The sequence below is a fragment of the [Clostridium] symbiosum ATCC 14940 genome (genome assembly GCF_000466485.1).
Lineage (GTDB): Bacteria > Bacillota > Clostridia > Lachnospirales > Lachnospiraceae > Otoolea > Otoolea symbiosa.
In genome coordinates, this window is record NZ_KE992999.1 from 34,318 (window position 1) to 48,675 (window position 14,358).

16 protein-coding genes are annotated in these 14,358 nt (G+C 46.3%); 15 read left to right on the top strand and 1 reads right to left on the bottom strand.

Annotated elements, in window-relative coordinates; genetic code table 11:
• Positions 1 to 5 precede the first annotated feature (5 nt).
• The 15 genes from CLOSYM_RS17705 to CLOSYM_RS17775 all read left to right on the top strand — a co-directional run bounded on the left by CLOSYM_RS17705 (position 6) and on the right by CLOSYM_RS17775 (position 13,752).
• Entirely contained in the window at positions 6 to 1,109 is a 1,104-nt protein-coding gene (locus tag CLOSYM_RS17705; protein ID WP_003499776.1) for a DegT/DnrJ/EryC1/StrS family aminotransferase, read from the top strand.
• A gap of 54 nt (positions 1,110 to 1,163) precedes the next feature.
• Positions 1,164 to 1,868 carry a sugar transferase gene (locus CLOSYM_RS17710; protein ID WP_009296362.1) on the top strand — a complete coding sequence of 235 codons (705 nt, stop codon included), beginning with the start codon at positions 1,164 to 1,166 and terminating at the stop codon, positions 1,866 to 1,868.
• A gap of 1 nt (position 1,869) precedes the next feature.
• On the top strand, positions 1,870 to 2,511 hold the full coding sequence (locus CLOSYM_RS17715) for a NeuD/PglB/VioB family sugar acetyltransferase (protein ID WP_021643174.1): 642 nt from the start codon (positions 1,870 to 1,872) through the stop codon (positions 2,509 to 2,511).
• Between the two features lie 10 nt (positions 2,512 to 2,521).
• Positions 2,522 to 3,148, top strand: a complete 627-nt coding sequence (locus tag CLOSYM_RS17720; protein ID WP_044902773.1) for an MBL fold metallo-hydrolase — start codon at positions 2,522 to 2,524, stop codon at positions 3,146 to 3,148.
• Between the two features lies 1 nt (position 3,149).
• Entirely contained in the window at positions 3,150 to 4,238 is a 1,089-nt protein-coding gene (locus CLOSYM_RS17725) for a 3-oxoacyl-ACP synthase III family protein (protein ID WP_021643176.1), read from the top strand.
• 16 nt (positions 4,239 to 4,254) lie between these two features.
• Complete coding sequence (locus CLOSYM_RS17730; RefSeq protein ID WP_021643177.1) at positions 4,255 to 5,016, top strand: SDR family NAD(P)-dependent oxidoreductase; 762 nt, start codon at positions 4,255 to 4,257, stop codon at positions 5,014 to 5,016.
• A gap of 68 nt (positions 5,017 to 5,084) precedes the next feature.
• On the top strand, positions 5,085 to 5,303 hold the full coding sequence (locus tag CLOSYM_RS17735) for an acyl carrier protein (protein ID WP_044902774.1): 219 nt from the start codon (positions 5,085 to 5,087) through the stop codon (positions 5,301 to 5,303).
• Between the two features lie 33 nt (positions 5,304 to 5,336).
• Positions 5,337 to 5,576, top strand: coding sequence for an acyl carrier protein (locus CLOSYM_RS17740; RefSeq protein ID WP_003499786.1), 240 nt, complete (start codon positions 5,337 to 5,339; stop codon positions 5,574 to 5,576).
• A gap of 16 nt (positions 5,577 to 5,592) precedes the next feature.
• A complete protein-coding gene (locus CLOSYM_RS17745; RefSeq protein ID WP_009296357.1) occupies positions 5,593 to 6,345 on the top strand; it encodes an SDR family NAD(P)-dependent oxidoreductase in 753 nt (250 codons plus the stop codon).
• Positions 6,346 to 6,360: 15 nt separating this feature from the next.
• Positions 6,361 to 7,755, top strand: a complete 1,395-nt coding sequence (locus CLOSYM_RS17750; RefSeq protein WP_021643179.1) for an AMP-binding protein — start codon at positions 6,361 to 6,363, stop codon at positions 7,753 to 7,755.
• 79 nt (positions 7,756 to 7,834) lie between these two features.
• A complete protein-coding gene (locus tag CLOSYM_RS17755) occupies positions 7,835 to 9,127 on the top strand; it encodes a hypothetical protein (protein ID WP_044902775.1) in 1,293 nt (430 codons plus the stop codon).
• Between the two features lie 32 nt (positions 9,128 to 9,159).
• A complete protein-coding gene (locus CLOSYM_RS17760) occupies positions 9,160 to 10,632 on the top strand; it encodes an acyl-CoA carboxylase subunit beta (RefSeq protein ID WP_003499794.1) in 1,473 nt (490 codons plus the stop codon).
• A 29-nt stretch (positions 10,633 to 10,661) separates the two neighbouring features.
• Positions 10,662 to 11,126 carry a VanZ family protein gene (locus tag CLOSYM_RS17765; protein ID WP_003499796.1) on the top strand — a complete coding sequence of 155 codons (465 nt, stop codon included), beginning with the start codon at positions 10,662 to 10,664 and terminating at the stop codon, positions 11,124 to 11,126.
• 39 nt (positions 11,127 to 11,165) lie between these two features.
• Positions 11,166 to 12,296, top strand: coding sequence for a TDP-N-acetylfucosamine:lipid II N-acetylfucosaminyltransferase family protein (locus CLOSYM_RS17770; protein WP_021643182.1), 1,131 nt, complete (start codon positions 11,166 to 11,168; stop codon positions 12,294 to 12,296).
• Positions 12,277 to 13,752, top strand: a complete 1,476-nt coding sequence (locus CLOSYM_RS17775; RefSeq protein WP_021643183.1) for a lipopolysaccharide biosynthesis protein — start codon at positions 12,277 to 12,279, stop codon at positions 13,750 to 13,752. The genes CLOSYM_RS17770 and CLOSYM_RS17775 overlap by 20 nt, the downstream gene beginning before the upstream one ends.
• An 88-nt stretch (positions 13,753 to 13,840) precedes the next feature.
• Here the strand turns inward: CLOSYM_RS17775 and CLOSYM_RS17780 are convergent.
• Positions 13,841 to 14,358: LysR family transcriptional regulator substrate-binding protein (locus CLOSYM_RS17780; protein ID WP_169728245.1), on the bottom strand; the 518-nt coding region annotated here is incomplete at its 5' end.

Genomic DNA, 14,358 nt, shown 5'->3' on the forward strand with positions numbered 1-14,358 from the left:
TACAAATGAGCATTTTAGTTACTAGATCTTCAATGCCGGAGTTAGATGAATTTGTCGAGGAGATAAAACCTATTTTTGAAAGTCACTGGCTGACCAACATGGGACCCGTTTACAAGCGGTTCCAGTATCAGCTGAAAGATTACCTGTCGGTTCCGCAGTTATCTCTCTTTGTAAACGGCCATATGGCTCTCGAAATTGCAATCCAGGCATTAAAGCTGACAGGAGAGGTGATCACAACTCCTTATACATTTGTTTCGACGACGCATGCGATAGTGAGAAATGGGCTAAAACCGGTATTCTGTGATATTAAACCCGATGATTATACGATGGATCCTGAAAAAATTGAGGAGCTGATTACCGAGAAGACATCGGCGATTATACCGGTCCACGTATACGGCAATATCTGCGATGTGGAGTCGATCGAGCGGATTGCCAGAAAGCATCATCTGAAAGTGATTTACGATGCGGCACATGCATTTGGCGTTACATATAAAGGAGTTGGGGTTGGGAATTTCGGTGATGCATCGATGTTCAGCTTTCATGCGACGAAGGTATTCCACACGATAGAGGGAGGCGCCATCGCATTTTCCGATGAAAATTTAAAAAATCCTCTGCATTGTCTGAAGAATTTCGGTATTACTTCTGAGGATATTATCGAGGAAGTGGGCGGAAATGCAAAGCTGGATGAATTCAGGGCAGCCATGGGAATCTGTAACCTGCGCCATGTGGACGAGGAAATCCAAAAACGGAAAAAAGTGTATGAGAGGTATGTCGGCCATCTGGCAGGAATAAACGGCCTTACATTAATCACTTATAACAAAGAGATTGAGCCAAATTACTCCTATTTTCCTCTCTATATTGATGAGGAAGAGTTTGGAAAGAACCGCGATGAGGTGTACACAAAACTATGTGAAAATGATATTTTCTCCAGAAGGTATTTCTACCCGGCTACGAATGATCTCGATTCCTACAAAGGTAAATTTGCCCATGGGGAGACACCGGTAGCAGAGCGGGTGTCAAAAAATATCCTGACACTTCCCATGTACGCTGATCTGGCCATGGAGGATGTCGATCGGATATGCGGTATGATTTTATCGCTGAGAATGTGACGGTTTCCCAAAGAAGAAATGAAGGTGCGTCAGCCGGGAAAGGGGGGATTGGGAATGGGAGATGTAAAACAAGGTCCGCATTATTATGGAGAATTGGAAGAGCCGTTTATAAGTCCCTTCATGACAGGCGAAATACGTATCAAACATACATTTTACATCCGATATGTAAAACGGGCAATCGATATCATAGTCTCATCGGCCGCAATTCTGCTGACGCTGCCGGTTAATATCCTGATAGCGGCAGCCACCCTTATGGATGTCGGAAAACCTGTTTTTTTCATCCATGAGAGGCCGGGCGTGGGAGAGAGACCGTTTAAAATGATAAAATTCCGGAATATGACAAATGAGACAGATGAAAACGGCGAGTTGCTGCCGGCCTCAGAGCGGATTACAAAGCTTGGAAAATTTCTGAGGAAGACTTCTCTCGATGAGCTTTTGCAGTTCTGGCTTATATTCATAGGAAAGATGTCGATTATCGGCCCCAGGCCGCTGCTGATGAAATATCTCCCCCGGTATTCAAAACGCCAGCACCTGCGCCATGCGGTCCGTCCCGGACTGGAATGTCCGCTGCCGGATTACTCAAAAACCGATTTAACCTGGGAGGAACGGCTGGAAAATGACGTTTGGTATGTGGAGCATATCAGCTTTAAAACAGACTGCATCATGATCTGCAGGCTTTTTAAGCTGGTGTTCAACAGAAAAAGGGCCGGCATTCGAAGTGAGAAAATCGATGGAGAGTTCATCGGAGAGGCAGATTAGTATGAAAAAAATTGTATTATTTGGAGCCGGAGGCTTTGCACGGGAAACCGCTTATCTGATAGAAAGAATAAATAACGTAAGAGCCGCTTATGAATTGCTGGGCTTTATCGTCGACGATGCTTACTACCGGGACGGTCTGGAGATCAACGGCTATCCGGTTCTTGGCACAAGGCAGTGGCTGATTGCCCATAAAAATGAAGTGGTGTGTACCTGTGCGATTGGTGAGCCGGGACCTCGGGAAGCCATTCAGGAAGAGCTGGAACAAAAGGGCATTCAGTTTGAAACCTTGATTTCACCGGATGTGGAACTTCACAGTACAGTAAAAGTCGGCGCAGGTTCTGTGATTGCCCATGGCGTTATGATGACTGTGAATATTAAAATCGGAAAAGGCGTGGTTATTAACGGGTGCACGACACTGGGACATGATGCCGAGGTGGGTGACTACGCATGCGTGATGGGCGGCTGCGGGCTGGCCGGTTACGTTAAGATAGGCCGGCGGGTGAAAATCGGAGGCCATGCATTTATTGTTCCCCATATCACGGTAGAGGATGACGCTGTCATTGCGGCCGGAAGCGCGGTTTTTGCGAAGGTAAAAAGAGAAAGGCGGGTGCTGGGGAATCCCGCCAGGCGGTTTGAATTATGAGGAGGCTCAGATGGAAATCAAACGGTTTGAGTCAGATATGATGGCATCCAATATGTATTTGCTGTCTGAAAACGGACATGCGGTTGTGATCGATCCCTGCCGTGATACGTCTCCTGGTTCCGGCCTGAAGACAGATGCACTGATATTGACCCATGAACACTATGATCATATCTCCGGAGTCAATGCATGGAAAGACGCATACGGCGCTCCGGTAATTTGCAGCAGGGCATGTGCCGTCAATATTGGAACTTCCAGGAAGAATATGAGCCGGTACTTTGAGGCATTCAGCCAGATGCAGACCTACGCCAGACAGGATGAACATGTATCCATAGAAAAGAATTATTGCTGCACCGCCGAATTCACATTTGATGATCAGATGCAGTTTTACTGGCAGGATAATTTTTTTGAATTATTTGCCCTGCCGGGCCATTCGGACGGAAGTATCGGAATCATGGTAAACCGCTGCAATTTCTTTTCCGGAGACAGCCTGTTTGAGGAACATGAGGTGGAGCTTGGGTTCCCCGGAGGGGACCGTGAAAAATGGAAAACCATTTCCAGCGGGCGGCTTGCCGGTTTGCCGGAAGGTATCATAGTCTATCCCGGACACTATAACGAGTTTGTACGAAGGAGAAGATAGAATGGCTTTTTTTGAGATAAAAGATATAAAAATCGAGGCAGTTTCATGCGCCGTGCCGGACAACCTGGTTCTCGTTCAGAGTTTTGAGCCTGTTTTCGGTGCGGAGGCATGTAAAAAGTTTACAGAGAGTACGGGGATCCGGGAAATGTATAAGGCTCTGCCGGAACAGACGGCAGGCGATCTGGCTTATGCTGCCGCTGAGAATCTTTTTGAGAAGACAGAGACGGATCGCAGTAAAATCGGCGCCCTTGTTTTTGTGACGCAGTCGCCGGATTACCGGAGACCTGCGACGGCCTGCGTGTTACAGAAACGGCTTGGCCTGTCACTCGGCTGTGCCGCTATGGATATCGGCCTTGGCTGTTCCGGCTTCGTCTACGGGCTGCAGACGGCCGCCTCTTTGATGGCCTCATCAGATATGGAGTATGCGCTTGTGCTGATAGGGGAGACCGCATCGAAACTTGTAAATCCGCTTGACAAATCCATTGTTATGATGTACGGCGATGCCGGTGCGGCAATTCTGTTAAAAAGAGAAGAAGGCGCCAGCATGAAGACTCTTTTAAAGAGCGACGGAAACCGGTTTAAAGCGATTGTCCTGCCGGCAGGAGGATTCCGCGATATGAATCCCTCCGATGAGTCTTTTATGTGCAGCGACGGGATCGAGAGATCCCTCTATGACATCTTTATGGATGGCACCTCGGTCTTCTCCTTTTCCATAACAGATGTACCGGAGACAGTGAAAGAATATCTCAGCTTAACGGAAAGCGCAATCGAGGAATATGACTGTCTGGCCTTTCATCAGGCCAACCGGTTTATCTTAAAGCAGATTACACGCAAGCTGAAGGCTCCGAAGGAAAAGGTTCTGATCTCACTGGATCGTTTCGGCAATACGGGAGGGATGTCGATTCCGCTGACACTCTGCGATCATTTTGGGGACACAGAGGATGGGAAAAAGAATATCCTGATGAGCGGCTTTGGAATCGGGCTGTCCTGGGGAGTGACATCAGCGGCAGTGGACACAGAGAAGATATTTCCCGTCATCAGAACAAAGGATTTTTACGCGGAGGGGAAATTTGAGCCGGGAGCATATTGAGACAGGAGAAACAGCGATGAATTTCATTGATTTTACCGGCAGAAAGATTCTGATTACAGGGGCATCCTCCGGCATCGGAAAGCAGACGGCCCTTACGCTTGGGAAGCTGGGAGCAGACGTGATTCTGGTTGCAAGAAGGGAAGAGAAGCTGAAAGAAGTATTGAATGAGCTGGACGGTAATAATAACGCCTGTTACGCTGCGGACTTAAGTGAGACGGACAGGATAGAAATGCTTTTTAAGCAGATCGCAGAAGAACAGGGGAGACTGGACGGAATGGTTTACGCGGCGGGAATTGCGATGTCACTGCCACTAAAGCTGTTCAAACCTGAAAAAATACGGGAAGTGTTTAATATTAACTATTTCGGTTTTATCGAAGCAGTCCGCCAAATCTGCAAAAAAGGAAGATATAACGAAGGGATGCGTATTGTCGGAGTATCATCGGTGGCTTCACTGCAGGGGGATAAAGCCCATCTTGCCTATTCCGGCTCTAAGGCTGCGATGGACGCCTCCGTCCGATGTATTGCAAAAGAAGTGGCGGACAAAGGCATCTGTATTAATACCGTGGCGCCTGCGATGACGGAAACGCAGATGTACCATGAATTCATTAAAAAGAACGGGGAGGACAGCCGGATCAGCTGGGAAATTCTGGAACGCCAGTATTTGGGGGTGGGAAAACCGGATGATATTGCAAATGCGATTGCATTTCTGATGAGCCCTGCGGCCCGTTTTATCACAGGTATCACTTTGCCGGTGGACGGCGGCATGACTACGTCCTGAATTGCCGGGGCAGAAGAGTGCGGCCGGACGGCGGAATTTAATAAAACATACAACAGGAGGAAATGATGATGAGCGAAAAAGAAAAATTGGCGCTGCTGGAAGAAACACTGGATTTGGACGAGGGAACCCTTGCACCGGAAATGATGCTGTCGGATATAGAAGAGTACGATTCAATGGCAAAATTATCTCTGATTGTCATGATGGATGACGAGTGCGGGGTAAAGCTTACCGGAGATATTGTTAAAAAGTTCCAGACGGTGGCAGATATACTGGATTGCATGAAGTAAAGAAGCCACAGGCAGCAGCTACGGAGGATAAAAATGAATAACAGAGAACTTTATGATGAGATATTTGCCCATGTTTTTACGGTGGATAAAAGCGAGCTGGGAGAAGATTTTGTTTTTGGAAAAGTTGAGAAATGGGATTCGGTGGCTCACCTGAACCTGATTTCGGAATTGGAAGATACCTTTGACACAATGCTTGAGACAGAGGATATCCTTCATTACGGTTCCTATCTCAACGGATTAGAAATATTGAGAAGAAACGGAGTGGAAATCTGAGGAAGGGTGGAGCAAAATGGAGAGACTTCTCGAACATAAAATCTGTCTGATAACAGGCGCGGGGAGAGGGATCGGAAGAGCGGTTGCAGAGCTGTTTGCCGAACTTGGGGCGACTGTCTATGCCAATGACGCAAGGGAGGGATGCATGGACGGCTGGCTTTCGGAAGCGGGAGCCGGACGGCCCGGAAAGATATATGCCTCCTACTTTGACATAACCGATGAATCGGCGGTGAAGGCGGCCGTGATGGGGATCAAAAAAGAGAGCGGACGCATCGATGTCCTTATCAATAACGCAGGCGTGGAATTCAATGAGCTGATTGGCATGATCAGCAGAAAAAATATGGATTTGATGCTAAGTGTCAATGTGATAGGAACCATTAATATGCTTCAGACGGCTGCCAGAGTAATGGGCAGGCAGCCGGAGGGAGGAAGCATAATCAATATCTCTTCCATGGTAGGGCTCCGGGGAAACCGCGGACAGCTTGTATACTCAGCGACTAAGGGCGCCGTGGTATCGCTCACCAAATCAGCCGCCAAAGAACTGGCCGGTAAAAAGATCAGAGTGAATGCCATTGCTCCGGGACTTACACAGACACCAATGATGGAACAGGCGGATCAGGAAAAACTGGAGGCCAGAATTAAGAATATCTGTATGGGGAGACCGGCCAAACCAAGGGACATAGCCCAGGCATGTGTGTTTTTTGCATCTGATTTGTCGGGATATGTATCCGGACAGGTTCTTGCTGTTGACGGCTGCACAATAATGTAAAGGCGGAGGTTTACTATGTTTTTAAATATTGAAAGCATTGAAAGAAAAAAGACAGCAATCCATGATGACAGCGGGACTCAGCTTACCTATGGGGAATTGTGCGATTTTATCAGTGAGATGGAAGCGCTGCAACTGCCGCGCAGCATTGTATTCTGCCTGTGTGAGAATACGGCGGGAATACTTGCGGGAATTGCCGCGTTTGAAAGCATCAGGGTTGTTCCGCTGCTGTTAAGCGCATCCATTGACGCCTCTTTGTTAGAAGAATTGGATGCTATGTACACACCGCACTATTACTGGATTCCCGAAACACAGAAGGAACGCTTAAAGGGTGAGGTGATATTTTCCGGATATGGCTGCTGCCTTGTGAAAACAGGCTATGAGGTCTATCCGGTTCATGACAGGCTTGCACTGCTGATGACAACTTCCGGCTCAACCGGCAGCCCGAAGCTGGTACGGTATAAGTATGGCAATCTGGAAGCCAATGCCAGGAATGTGGCCGCCGTATTCGGATGGACGAGCAGCGAAAACTGTATTATGGATCTGCCGGTACAATATACCATGGGGCTGAATGTCATAAACAGCCATCTCATTGTGGGAGCCACGGTTCTTCTGATAAAAAATAATCTGATGAGTCCGGAATTCTGGAGCTTTATTAAAGAAAATCATGGGACGAACTTCACGGGTGTGCCCTACAGCTACGAAATAATGATGAAACTTAAATTTACCAGAATGGTTCTGCCTGATTTAAGGACCTTATCGGAAGGCGGCGGAAAACTGACGGATGATATGTTCAAGGCTCTGGCGGAATACGCAGAGAAAGCAGGCAAGCGTTTTTGTGCCACATTCGGCACAACGGAGACAAGCGCCAGAATGGCATATTTGCCGCCGGAGATGGCGCGGCTGAAAACCGGCAGCATCGGCAAGGCAATTCCGGAAGGTGAATTATTCCTGTTGGATGTGAATGGAAATGAGATAGAGGAACCGGAGGCACAGGGAGAATTGGGGTACCGCGGACCGAATGTCACGATGGGATACGGAATCTGCCGGGAGGATTTGCTTAAAGGTGATGAGTGGGACGGTGAGTACCACACGGGAGATATTGCGAAGCGGGATTTGGAGGGCTATTACTTTATAATCGGGAGAAAAAAACGGTTTTTGAAGCTCTTCGGTCTTCGTATCAGCCTGGATCAATCGGAACGAATCATCAAAGAGAAATTTAACTGCGAATGCGCCTGCACCGGCGATGATGACAAAATGAGGATTTATATTGTAGACAAAGCACTGAAGGATCAAATTCCGGGCTATCTGGCAGAAAAATTGAATTTAAACGCTTCTGCATTTGAAGTGACGGTCATTGCTAAGCTGCCTAAAAATGAATCGGGAAAAATACTGTATAAGGATTTACATTAGAATCTGCCGTCAGGTACAGGTTTGGTTATGAATGAATAGAATGGAGCCGGGATATATATGAGTAATGGAGTCGATATTTATGGATAAACTGAAAATTCGTTTTAATTTTGTACATATAGATTTTGATAAAGCGATCACCTGGTTTATCTGTCTGTATTTTTCAAATGGCTTGGTCAGACTGGCTGCAAGGAGGGTTTTGTCTGTTGCCAGATTACAGAGTTCCTATATTTTATTCGCAAACTTAATCATATATATGCCGCTTATTCTTGTGCTGGTTCTGATGATATCAAAACGAAAGATTGATAAATCGTTATGGAGCTTTTTACTGGTTCTGTGTGCAACAGTATTTTTTTTCGCTCTCACTCTGTTTTTCCATCCGGATTATGACCGCTTCTTTTTCAGGGAGACATATGGTGCATGGGAGGATGTGTTCCGGCCGGACAGCGGAGCTGTTTTTGGCTTTCTGGTTGTAACTGCCAGTAGGAACAGCAGGCGGTTAATAGAGAATCTTAAATACGCTTCGATGCTTTTACTGCTGTACAGCATCTACCAGTTCCTTAAGGCCGTCAGTGACGGATACTGGACGGTTTTAAATGCCGCGGGTGAATCGATAGAGCAGAGCTATAACCTTGGCTTTGGTTACACCGTTATTTTCTGTGCCACTGTTTTTTTGGGACTTTTTATCAGGGAAAGAAAAAAAACTTATCTGCTGTTAGGCTGCATATCCACTGTGCTGGCTTTAGTAGGGGGATCCAGAGGCTGTGTTCTCTGTCTTCTCATTTTTGGAATACTCTATCTTTTTAAAGAGTTTTCCGTTGTTCCTGTCTATAAAAAAATTTTGATAACCGCTGGGGCGGTACTGGCTGGGATCCTGTTCAATGCGTTTTATTATGATATTTTATCATGGCTGTCAGGGATTGACGCGAGGACGATTCAAATGTTCCTCAGCGGAGATATTACCAGTGATAACGGCAGGGATGCGATTTATGCACTTGCGGCCGGGGCTGTTAAAACAATGTCTTTTCTGGGATACGGTGCATTCGGGGATCGGCAGTTTATCACGCCCTATTACTATTGGGGATATTGCCATAATATCATCCTGGAACTGATTATTGATTTCGGCTGGCTGTTTGGAATTATCATTTTCCTGATTATCTGTGTCAGAAGTATACAGGTTTTAATCAGAGCCAGGGAAGAGCAGACGTTTGTCATCTGTATCCTGCTTGCGGCCAATGCAAAATTATTCCTGTCGGACACATTTTGGGGATACCCTCAATTTTGGATGCTGATCGGATATCTGTTCTTTGTGTTTAAAGAAGAGAAGAAAGAAACGTTTACCGGCCGCATACGGTTCGTAAGAAAAAAGAAATAGTTATATTTTGTCGGAAGATACAGAGGATAAGAATGGACGAGCTAAATAAAATCGAAACTGCAAAGCAAAAACAGCATGCAAAAGGGAAACTGTTTGTGACAGAACGACTTGAAAAATTATTTGATGAAGGTAAATATAAGGAGATCTTAGACAAGGGACGAAGGATCGGCGTATTGATTTGCGAAGGACGGATCAGCGGCAAGAAAGTGATTGTTGCTGCTCAGGATTTTACATATAGAGGCGGAACTCTGGGCAGAAAAATAGGAGAGAATATTGCCAGAGCCCAGGATATTGCGATTACAAAAAAATGTCCCTTTATTACAATCAATGATTCCGGAGGAGCAAGAATCCAGGAAGGCATTGATTCGCTGGCCGGTTATGGTGAAATATTCTACAGAAATGTTATGGCATCTGGTTTTATTCCTCAGATTTCCGTGATTTTAGGCCCTTGTGCCGGCGGCGCGGTATATTCGCCGGGGATCACAGATTTTGTCTTTATGGTTGAGAATATTGCGCAGATGTATATTACGGGACCGAAGGTAGTGAAAAGCGTGACAGGCAGTAATATAACGGCAGAGGAGCTGGGAGGCTTTAAAGTCCATAACAGGGAAAGCGGCGTATCCCATTTCTGCTATCCGGATGAGGAGATGTGTTTTGAGGAGCTCCGCCGTCTGATAGCCATGCTGCCGGCAAACTGTGAAGAAAAGACCGCGCTTCCCAGAAAAGAACTCTGTGAAAAAGCAGAAGCTGAGCTTGCGATACCGGAGAATACCCGGATCGGGTATGATGTCAGGAGCGTAATCCGGGCCGTGGCGGATGAGGGATCATTTATGGAGGTGTCTGCGGAATTCGCAATGTCGATAGTAGTCGGGTTTGCAACCCTTTGCCAGACCACAATCGGGGTCGTCGGAAATCAGCCAAGCTGTCTTGCGGGAAGCCTGGACTGTGATACAAGTGATAAAGCGGCGCGGTTTGTCAGATTCTGTGATGCATTTGGCATACCGTTAATCACGTTCACGGATGTACCCGGGTATCTGCCTGGGGTATCTCAGGAAACAAAGGGCATTATCCGCCATGGAGCAAAGCTTTTGTATGCTTTTTCAGAGGCGACGGTTCCAAAGATTAATATTATACTGAGAAAAGCCTATGGCGGGGCCTATATAGCGATGAACAGCAAACACTTGGGAGCGGATTACGTAATAGCATGGCCGACTGCCGAGGTGGCGGTTATGGGTGAGGACGGCGCGGTTGAAATACTCTATGCGAAAGAGCTGAAAAACCTGTCGGGAAAAGAAAAAACAGATTTTTTAGATAAGAAAAAAGCAGAATATAAGGCGGAGGTTATCAATTACAAACATGGCCTTGAAATGGGGTATATAGATCAAGTGATTAAGCCGTCTGAAACCAGGGAGACTGTCGTTGCCTTGTTAAATGATGCACTGCGGAAAAAGAAATTGCGGAAAGCAAAAATACTCCGGAAAAAACATGGGAATATCCCATTGTAGTCAATTTGAAAAAACTGGAGGTTTATGCTATGCGTCGGAATTTTCTTTTGTTTTGCGTCATTGGAGTCATGTTTCTCATTTTTATCTTTTCAAGCCAGGCCGGAGCTTCTTCCCACTATCTCAGCAATGCGGCGGGGAGACTCTTAGGGGTGTTGAGGGAAGATGAAAATGGAGAATTTTACGGCCGGTTTCTTTTCTGGGAATGGAATATAAGACAGCTTGGACACATTACACTTTTTGCCCTGCTGGGCGGAGTCACCCATGCTTACCTGCTGTTAAAACAGACTGAGCTGACAGAAATAAAGATATTAAAATGTTCATTTCTGTCAGCTTTGCTCTGCTTTATCTACGGGTGCATGGATGAATTCCATCAGTACTTTGTAAACGGCAGAAATGCGAGATTCCAGGATGTACTGGTAGATGCAGTAGGATTTACGGCTGCTGTCTGTGCTGTAAATGCCGCTGTCTGGCTATACCGGAGGATTAGAAGATAAGTATTAGGAAAAGTTAATATTCGCGGAAAGGAAGCAGAGATGAACATCACACATATTATGGCTCAGACAATGTATACACAGGATATGTATATGTTGATTAATACATGTTTTGACGGAACAGAACATAAATTCTGCACAGGGCATGCAAAGCGAAAGGATTCTTTAGCTCCGATTGGATTAAATCAGGCAAAAGGAAACGCCGAGGTCATTAACCCGAAACATTTCATCAGGTATATTAAAAATCTGGATGCCTGTGATGCAATTATCCTACATGGATTATTTAATTTCAAACATTTTATTTTTATTTCCCGTAAAAAGGAATGGCTGGAAAAGACATGCTGGGTAATCTGGGGCGGCGATATCTACCGTTATAATGAAAAATCGAACCGCTGGGGAGTGAAGCTGACGGAATACTTAAAACAAAAGTATGCATGTCAGATTGGTTATGTGGCGACTCTTGTGGACAAGGATCTGCCGCTTGCGCGCCAGTGGTACCATGTTGGCGGAAAACATTTTTCTCTGAGCTACCCCCTTCCCATCCAGCGTCCGGGCGTGATGCAGAAGCTTACGGATAAAGGAAATAAGAAAGGCTTCGGTAAGAAAACGGTAAAGGTGATGCTGGGAAACTCCGCGACCCTGACCAACTGCCATATGGATGCGCTTCAGGAACTGGCGGCATTCGCGCCGGAAGATATGAAGCTATATATTCCTCTCACATACGGGTTTAAAGGCTATGAGGAATACCGGGAGATGGTGGTTCAGGAGGCGGTCAGAATATTCGGGGAACATAAGGTGGTTCCCGTCACGGAGTCTATGGACGGCGAGGCATATTCGGAGTTTATCAGCGATATGGATATCGGTATCTTTTATAATGACAGACAGCAGGCCATGGGAAACATCGCCATTGCCCTGGCTTCAGGAGTGAAAATCTATATCCGCAATGATACGACGATGTGGGGGAATTATGAGGGAAGAGGGTTCCGGATTGAAAATGCCTTTACTCTTTCAGAAGAGACATTCGATACCTTCCGTTATTATGATCCTGTAAAAAAAGAAAAAAACATGGCATTGATTCGCAAATATACGGATATCAACCTAATCCGGGATAAATGGAAACAATTATTTACGGAGATGACGGCAGAGAGACAGAATGATGAAAAATACAAATGACAGTACTTCTATTTCTACGAATATCTTATGGCGTCTGGCAGAACGCTTTGGGGCCCAGGGAGTCAGTTTTATTGTTTCGGTAGTCCTCGCCAGACTGCTGGAACCCTCTGTTTATGGAACGGTTGCATTAATCACCGTTATCACAAATATTTTGAATGTATTTGTCAGCAGCGGTTTATCGACGGCTCTGATTCAGAAACAAAGGGCGGACGATCTGGATTTTACGACAGTATTTGTCTTTAATATCTGCATGTCCCTCGTACTGTATACAGGCCTGTTTTTCTCCGCCCCGGCGGTGGCGAAGTTTTATGAAATGCCTCAGATGCTCCCGGTAATCCGGGTCTTATCCCTAACTGTTGTCCTGGGAGGCATCAATGGAATACAACAGGCCTATATTTCAAAAAAAATGTGGTTCCACTTATTTTTCAGGGCTACGATTGGCGGAACGGTCTGCTCCGCCTTTGTCGGTGTAGGTATGGCATATGCAGGTTTCGGGGTATGGGCCTTAGCCGGACAGATTTTGACGAACCAGCTGATGGACACGGTTATCCTGTGGAAGATGCTTGACTGGCATCCGCGGTTTCAGTTCTCCTTTCAGCGGTTTAAACCCCTGTTTGCATTTGGGTGGAAAGTATTTGTGTCAAATTTAATAGATACATTCTACAAGAACCTGAGAAGCCTGCTGATTGGCAAAGTATACACCCAGTCGGATTTGGCATTCTATAACCGCGGAAACCATCTGCCGGAATTAATCATATCAAATGTGAATACCTCAATACAGAGCGTTTTCTTTCCTGCATATTCGTCCGCGATCGGTGATAAATCAAAGCTGCGGGAATTGGTCCGGAAATCGATCTCCATCAGCACTTACCTGATTTTTCCTGCAATGACGGGACTTGCGGTTGTCTCGTCCACTCTGGTTCAGCTGTTATATACGGATGTGTGGTCGGCAGCGGTCCCCTACATGTGGATTGGATGTTTCAGCTATGCGTTCTGGCCGCTGCATACGGCGAACCTGCAGGTGATTCAGGCAATGGGAAGAAGCGATATCAGCTTAAAACTGGAGATAATTAAAAAGGCCGTTACGGTTATCTGTCTGATTTGGTCGATAAGATATGGCGTATTCGCAGTAGCGGTATGTGCATTGCCGCTTTCGATTTTTTCACTGCTGGTAAATTCCTTTCCGAATAAATCGCTTTTAAATTATCCATTTCGGATGCAGCTGGCCGATATATTCCCGGCGCTGTGGATGAGCGGGGTGATGGGATGCTGTGTTTTTTTAGCAGGAGGCTTGCCGCTTGGCAATTTTTTGAAGCTGTCGGTACAGCTTGTTACCGGGGGAATGATTTATCTGTTCTTATCCGTACTCACTCATAACCAGTCTTTCATATATGTGAAAACAAGGGCAATCGGCCTCTGCCGGAAAAAGCGGGAAAGGACAGGAGCAGTTAAGTAAAATAGAAAATGCAATCGGGCTGCATTTTTTATTGACGGTGGTGACCTTTGCGCGGTCCCTGCAGGTTGCCGTTCGTCCGGCCATCCCGTTACAGTCCGGATGCATCGCAGTATTCCTCTTTAACCTCCTGGATAAACCGATTTATTTCCGGAATCGCTTTATCGGCCAGTTTGTTGTAAGCCAGATAGATAGGCAGCTTGCAGTCTCCGATCGAAATGGGGCACAGGGACTGGGTGATGATTAGCCGCCCGTATTTGAGCTGACTGCGGATCACGCTGGTGAAGCCCACGCCCTTTGCGGCCAGTTCGAGAGCCAGGGGAGCCGACGAGGCCTTTATGACCGATTTAGGCGCATAGGATTTCTGACGTAACGCCGCTTCTGCGTAGCTGTTTTTATATTGGATCATGGGGATGTCATTCAGTTCTGAAACATTGATGAAAATGGGATGCTCGATATCCACATGGGTAATGTCATAATTTCCCAGCGCCGGATGAGATATTGCGCCGATTAGCAGCACCGGCTCATATAAAAGCAATTCGACCATAATCGAAGGATCGGTATTGGAGGCGGGTTGAGTCTTCCGTCCCCGGTTGGAGGTTGTCGTGA

Excerpts from the sequence above, each read along its gene's own strand:
- CLOSYM_RS17735 (WP_044902774.1), top strand. The coding sequence starts at position 5,085 with ATGAGCGAAAAAGAAAAATTGGCGCTGCTGGAAGAAACACTGGATTTG.
- CLOSYM_RS17770 (WP_021643182.1), top strand. The coding sequence starts at position 11,166 with ATGAACATCACACATATTATGGCTCAGACAATGTATACACAGGATATG.
- CLOSYM_RS17745 (WP_009296357.1), top strand. The coding sequence starts at position 5,593 with ATGGAGAGACTTCTCGAACATAAAATCTGTCTGATAACAGGCGCGGGG.
- CLOSYM_RS17710 (WP_009296362.1), top strand. The coding sequence starts at position 1,164 with ATGGGAGATGTAAAACAAGGTCCGCATTATTATGGAGAATTGGAAGAG.
- CLOSYM_RS17765 (WP_003499796.1), top strand. The coding sequence starts at position 10,662 with ATGCGTCGGAATTTTCTTTTGTTTTGCGTCATTGGAGTCATGTTTCTC.
- CLOSYM_RS17775 (WP_021643183.1), top strand. The coding sequence starts at position 12,277 with ATGATGAAAAATACAAATGACAGTACTTCTATTTCTACGAATATCTTA.
- CLOSYM_RS17740 (WP_003499786.1), top strand. The coding sequence starts at position 5,337 with ATGAATAACAGAGAACTTTATGATGAGATATTTGCCCATGTTTTTACG.
- CLOSYM_RS17730 (WP_021643177.1), top strand. The coding sequence starts at position 4,255 with ATGAATTTCATTGATTTTACCGGCAGAAAGATTCTGATTACAGGGGCA.
- CLOSYM_RS17720 (WP_044902773.1), top strand. The coding sequence starts at position 2,522 with ATGGAAATCAAACGGTTTGAGTCAGATATGATGGCATCCAATATGTAT.
- CLOSYM_RS17760 (WP_003499794.1), top strand. The coding sequence starts at position 9,160 with ATGGACGAGCTAAATAAAATCGAAACTGCAAAGCAAAAACAGCATGCA.
- CLOSYM_RS17755 (WP_044902775.1), top strand. The coding sequence starts at position 7,835 with ATGGATAAACTGAAAATTCGTTTTAATTTTGTACATATAGATTTTGAT.
- CLOSYM_RS17715 (WP_021643174.1), top strand. The coding sequence starts at position 1,870 with ATGAAAAAAATTGTATTATTTGGAGCCGGAGGCTTTGCACGGGAAACC.
- CLOSYM_RS17705 (WP_003499776.1), top strand. The coding sequence starts at position 6 with ATGAGCATTTTAGTTACTAGATCTTCAATGCCGGAGTTAGATGAATTT.
- CLOSYM_RS17725 (WP_021643176.1), top strand. The coding sequence starts at position 3,150 with ATGGCTTTTTTTGAGATAAAAGATATAAAAATCGAGGCAGTTTCATGC.
- CLOSYM_RS17750 (WP_021643179.1), top strand. The coding sequence starts at position 6,361 with ATGTTTTTAAATATTGAAAGCATTGAAAGAAAAAAGACAGCAATCCAT.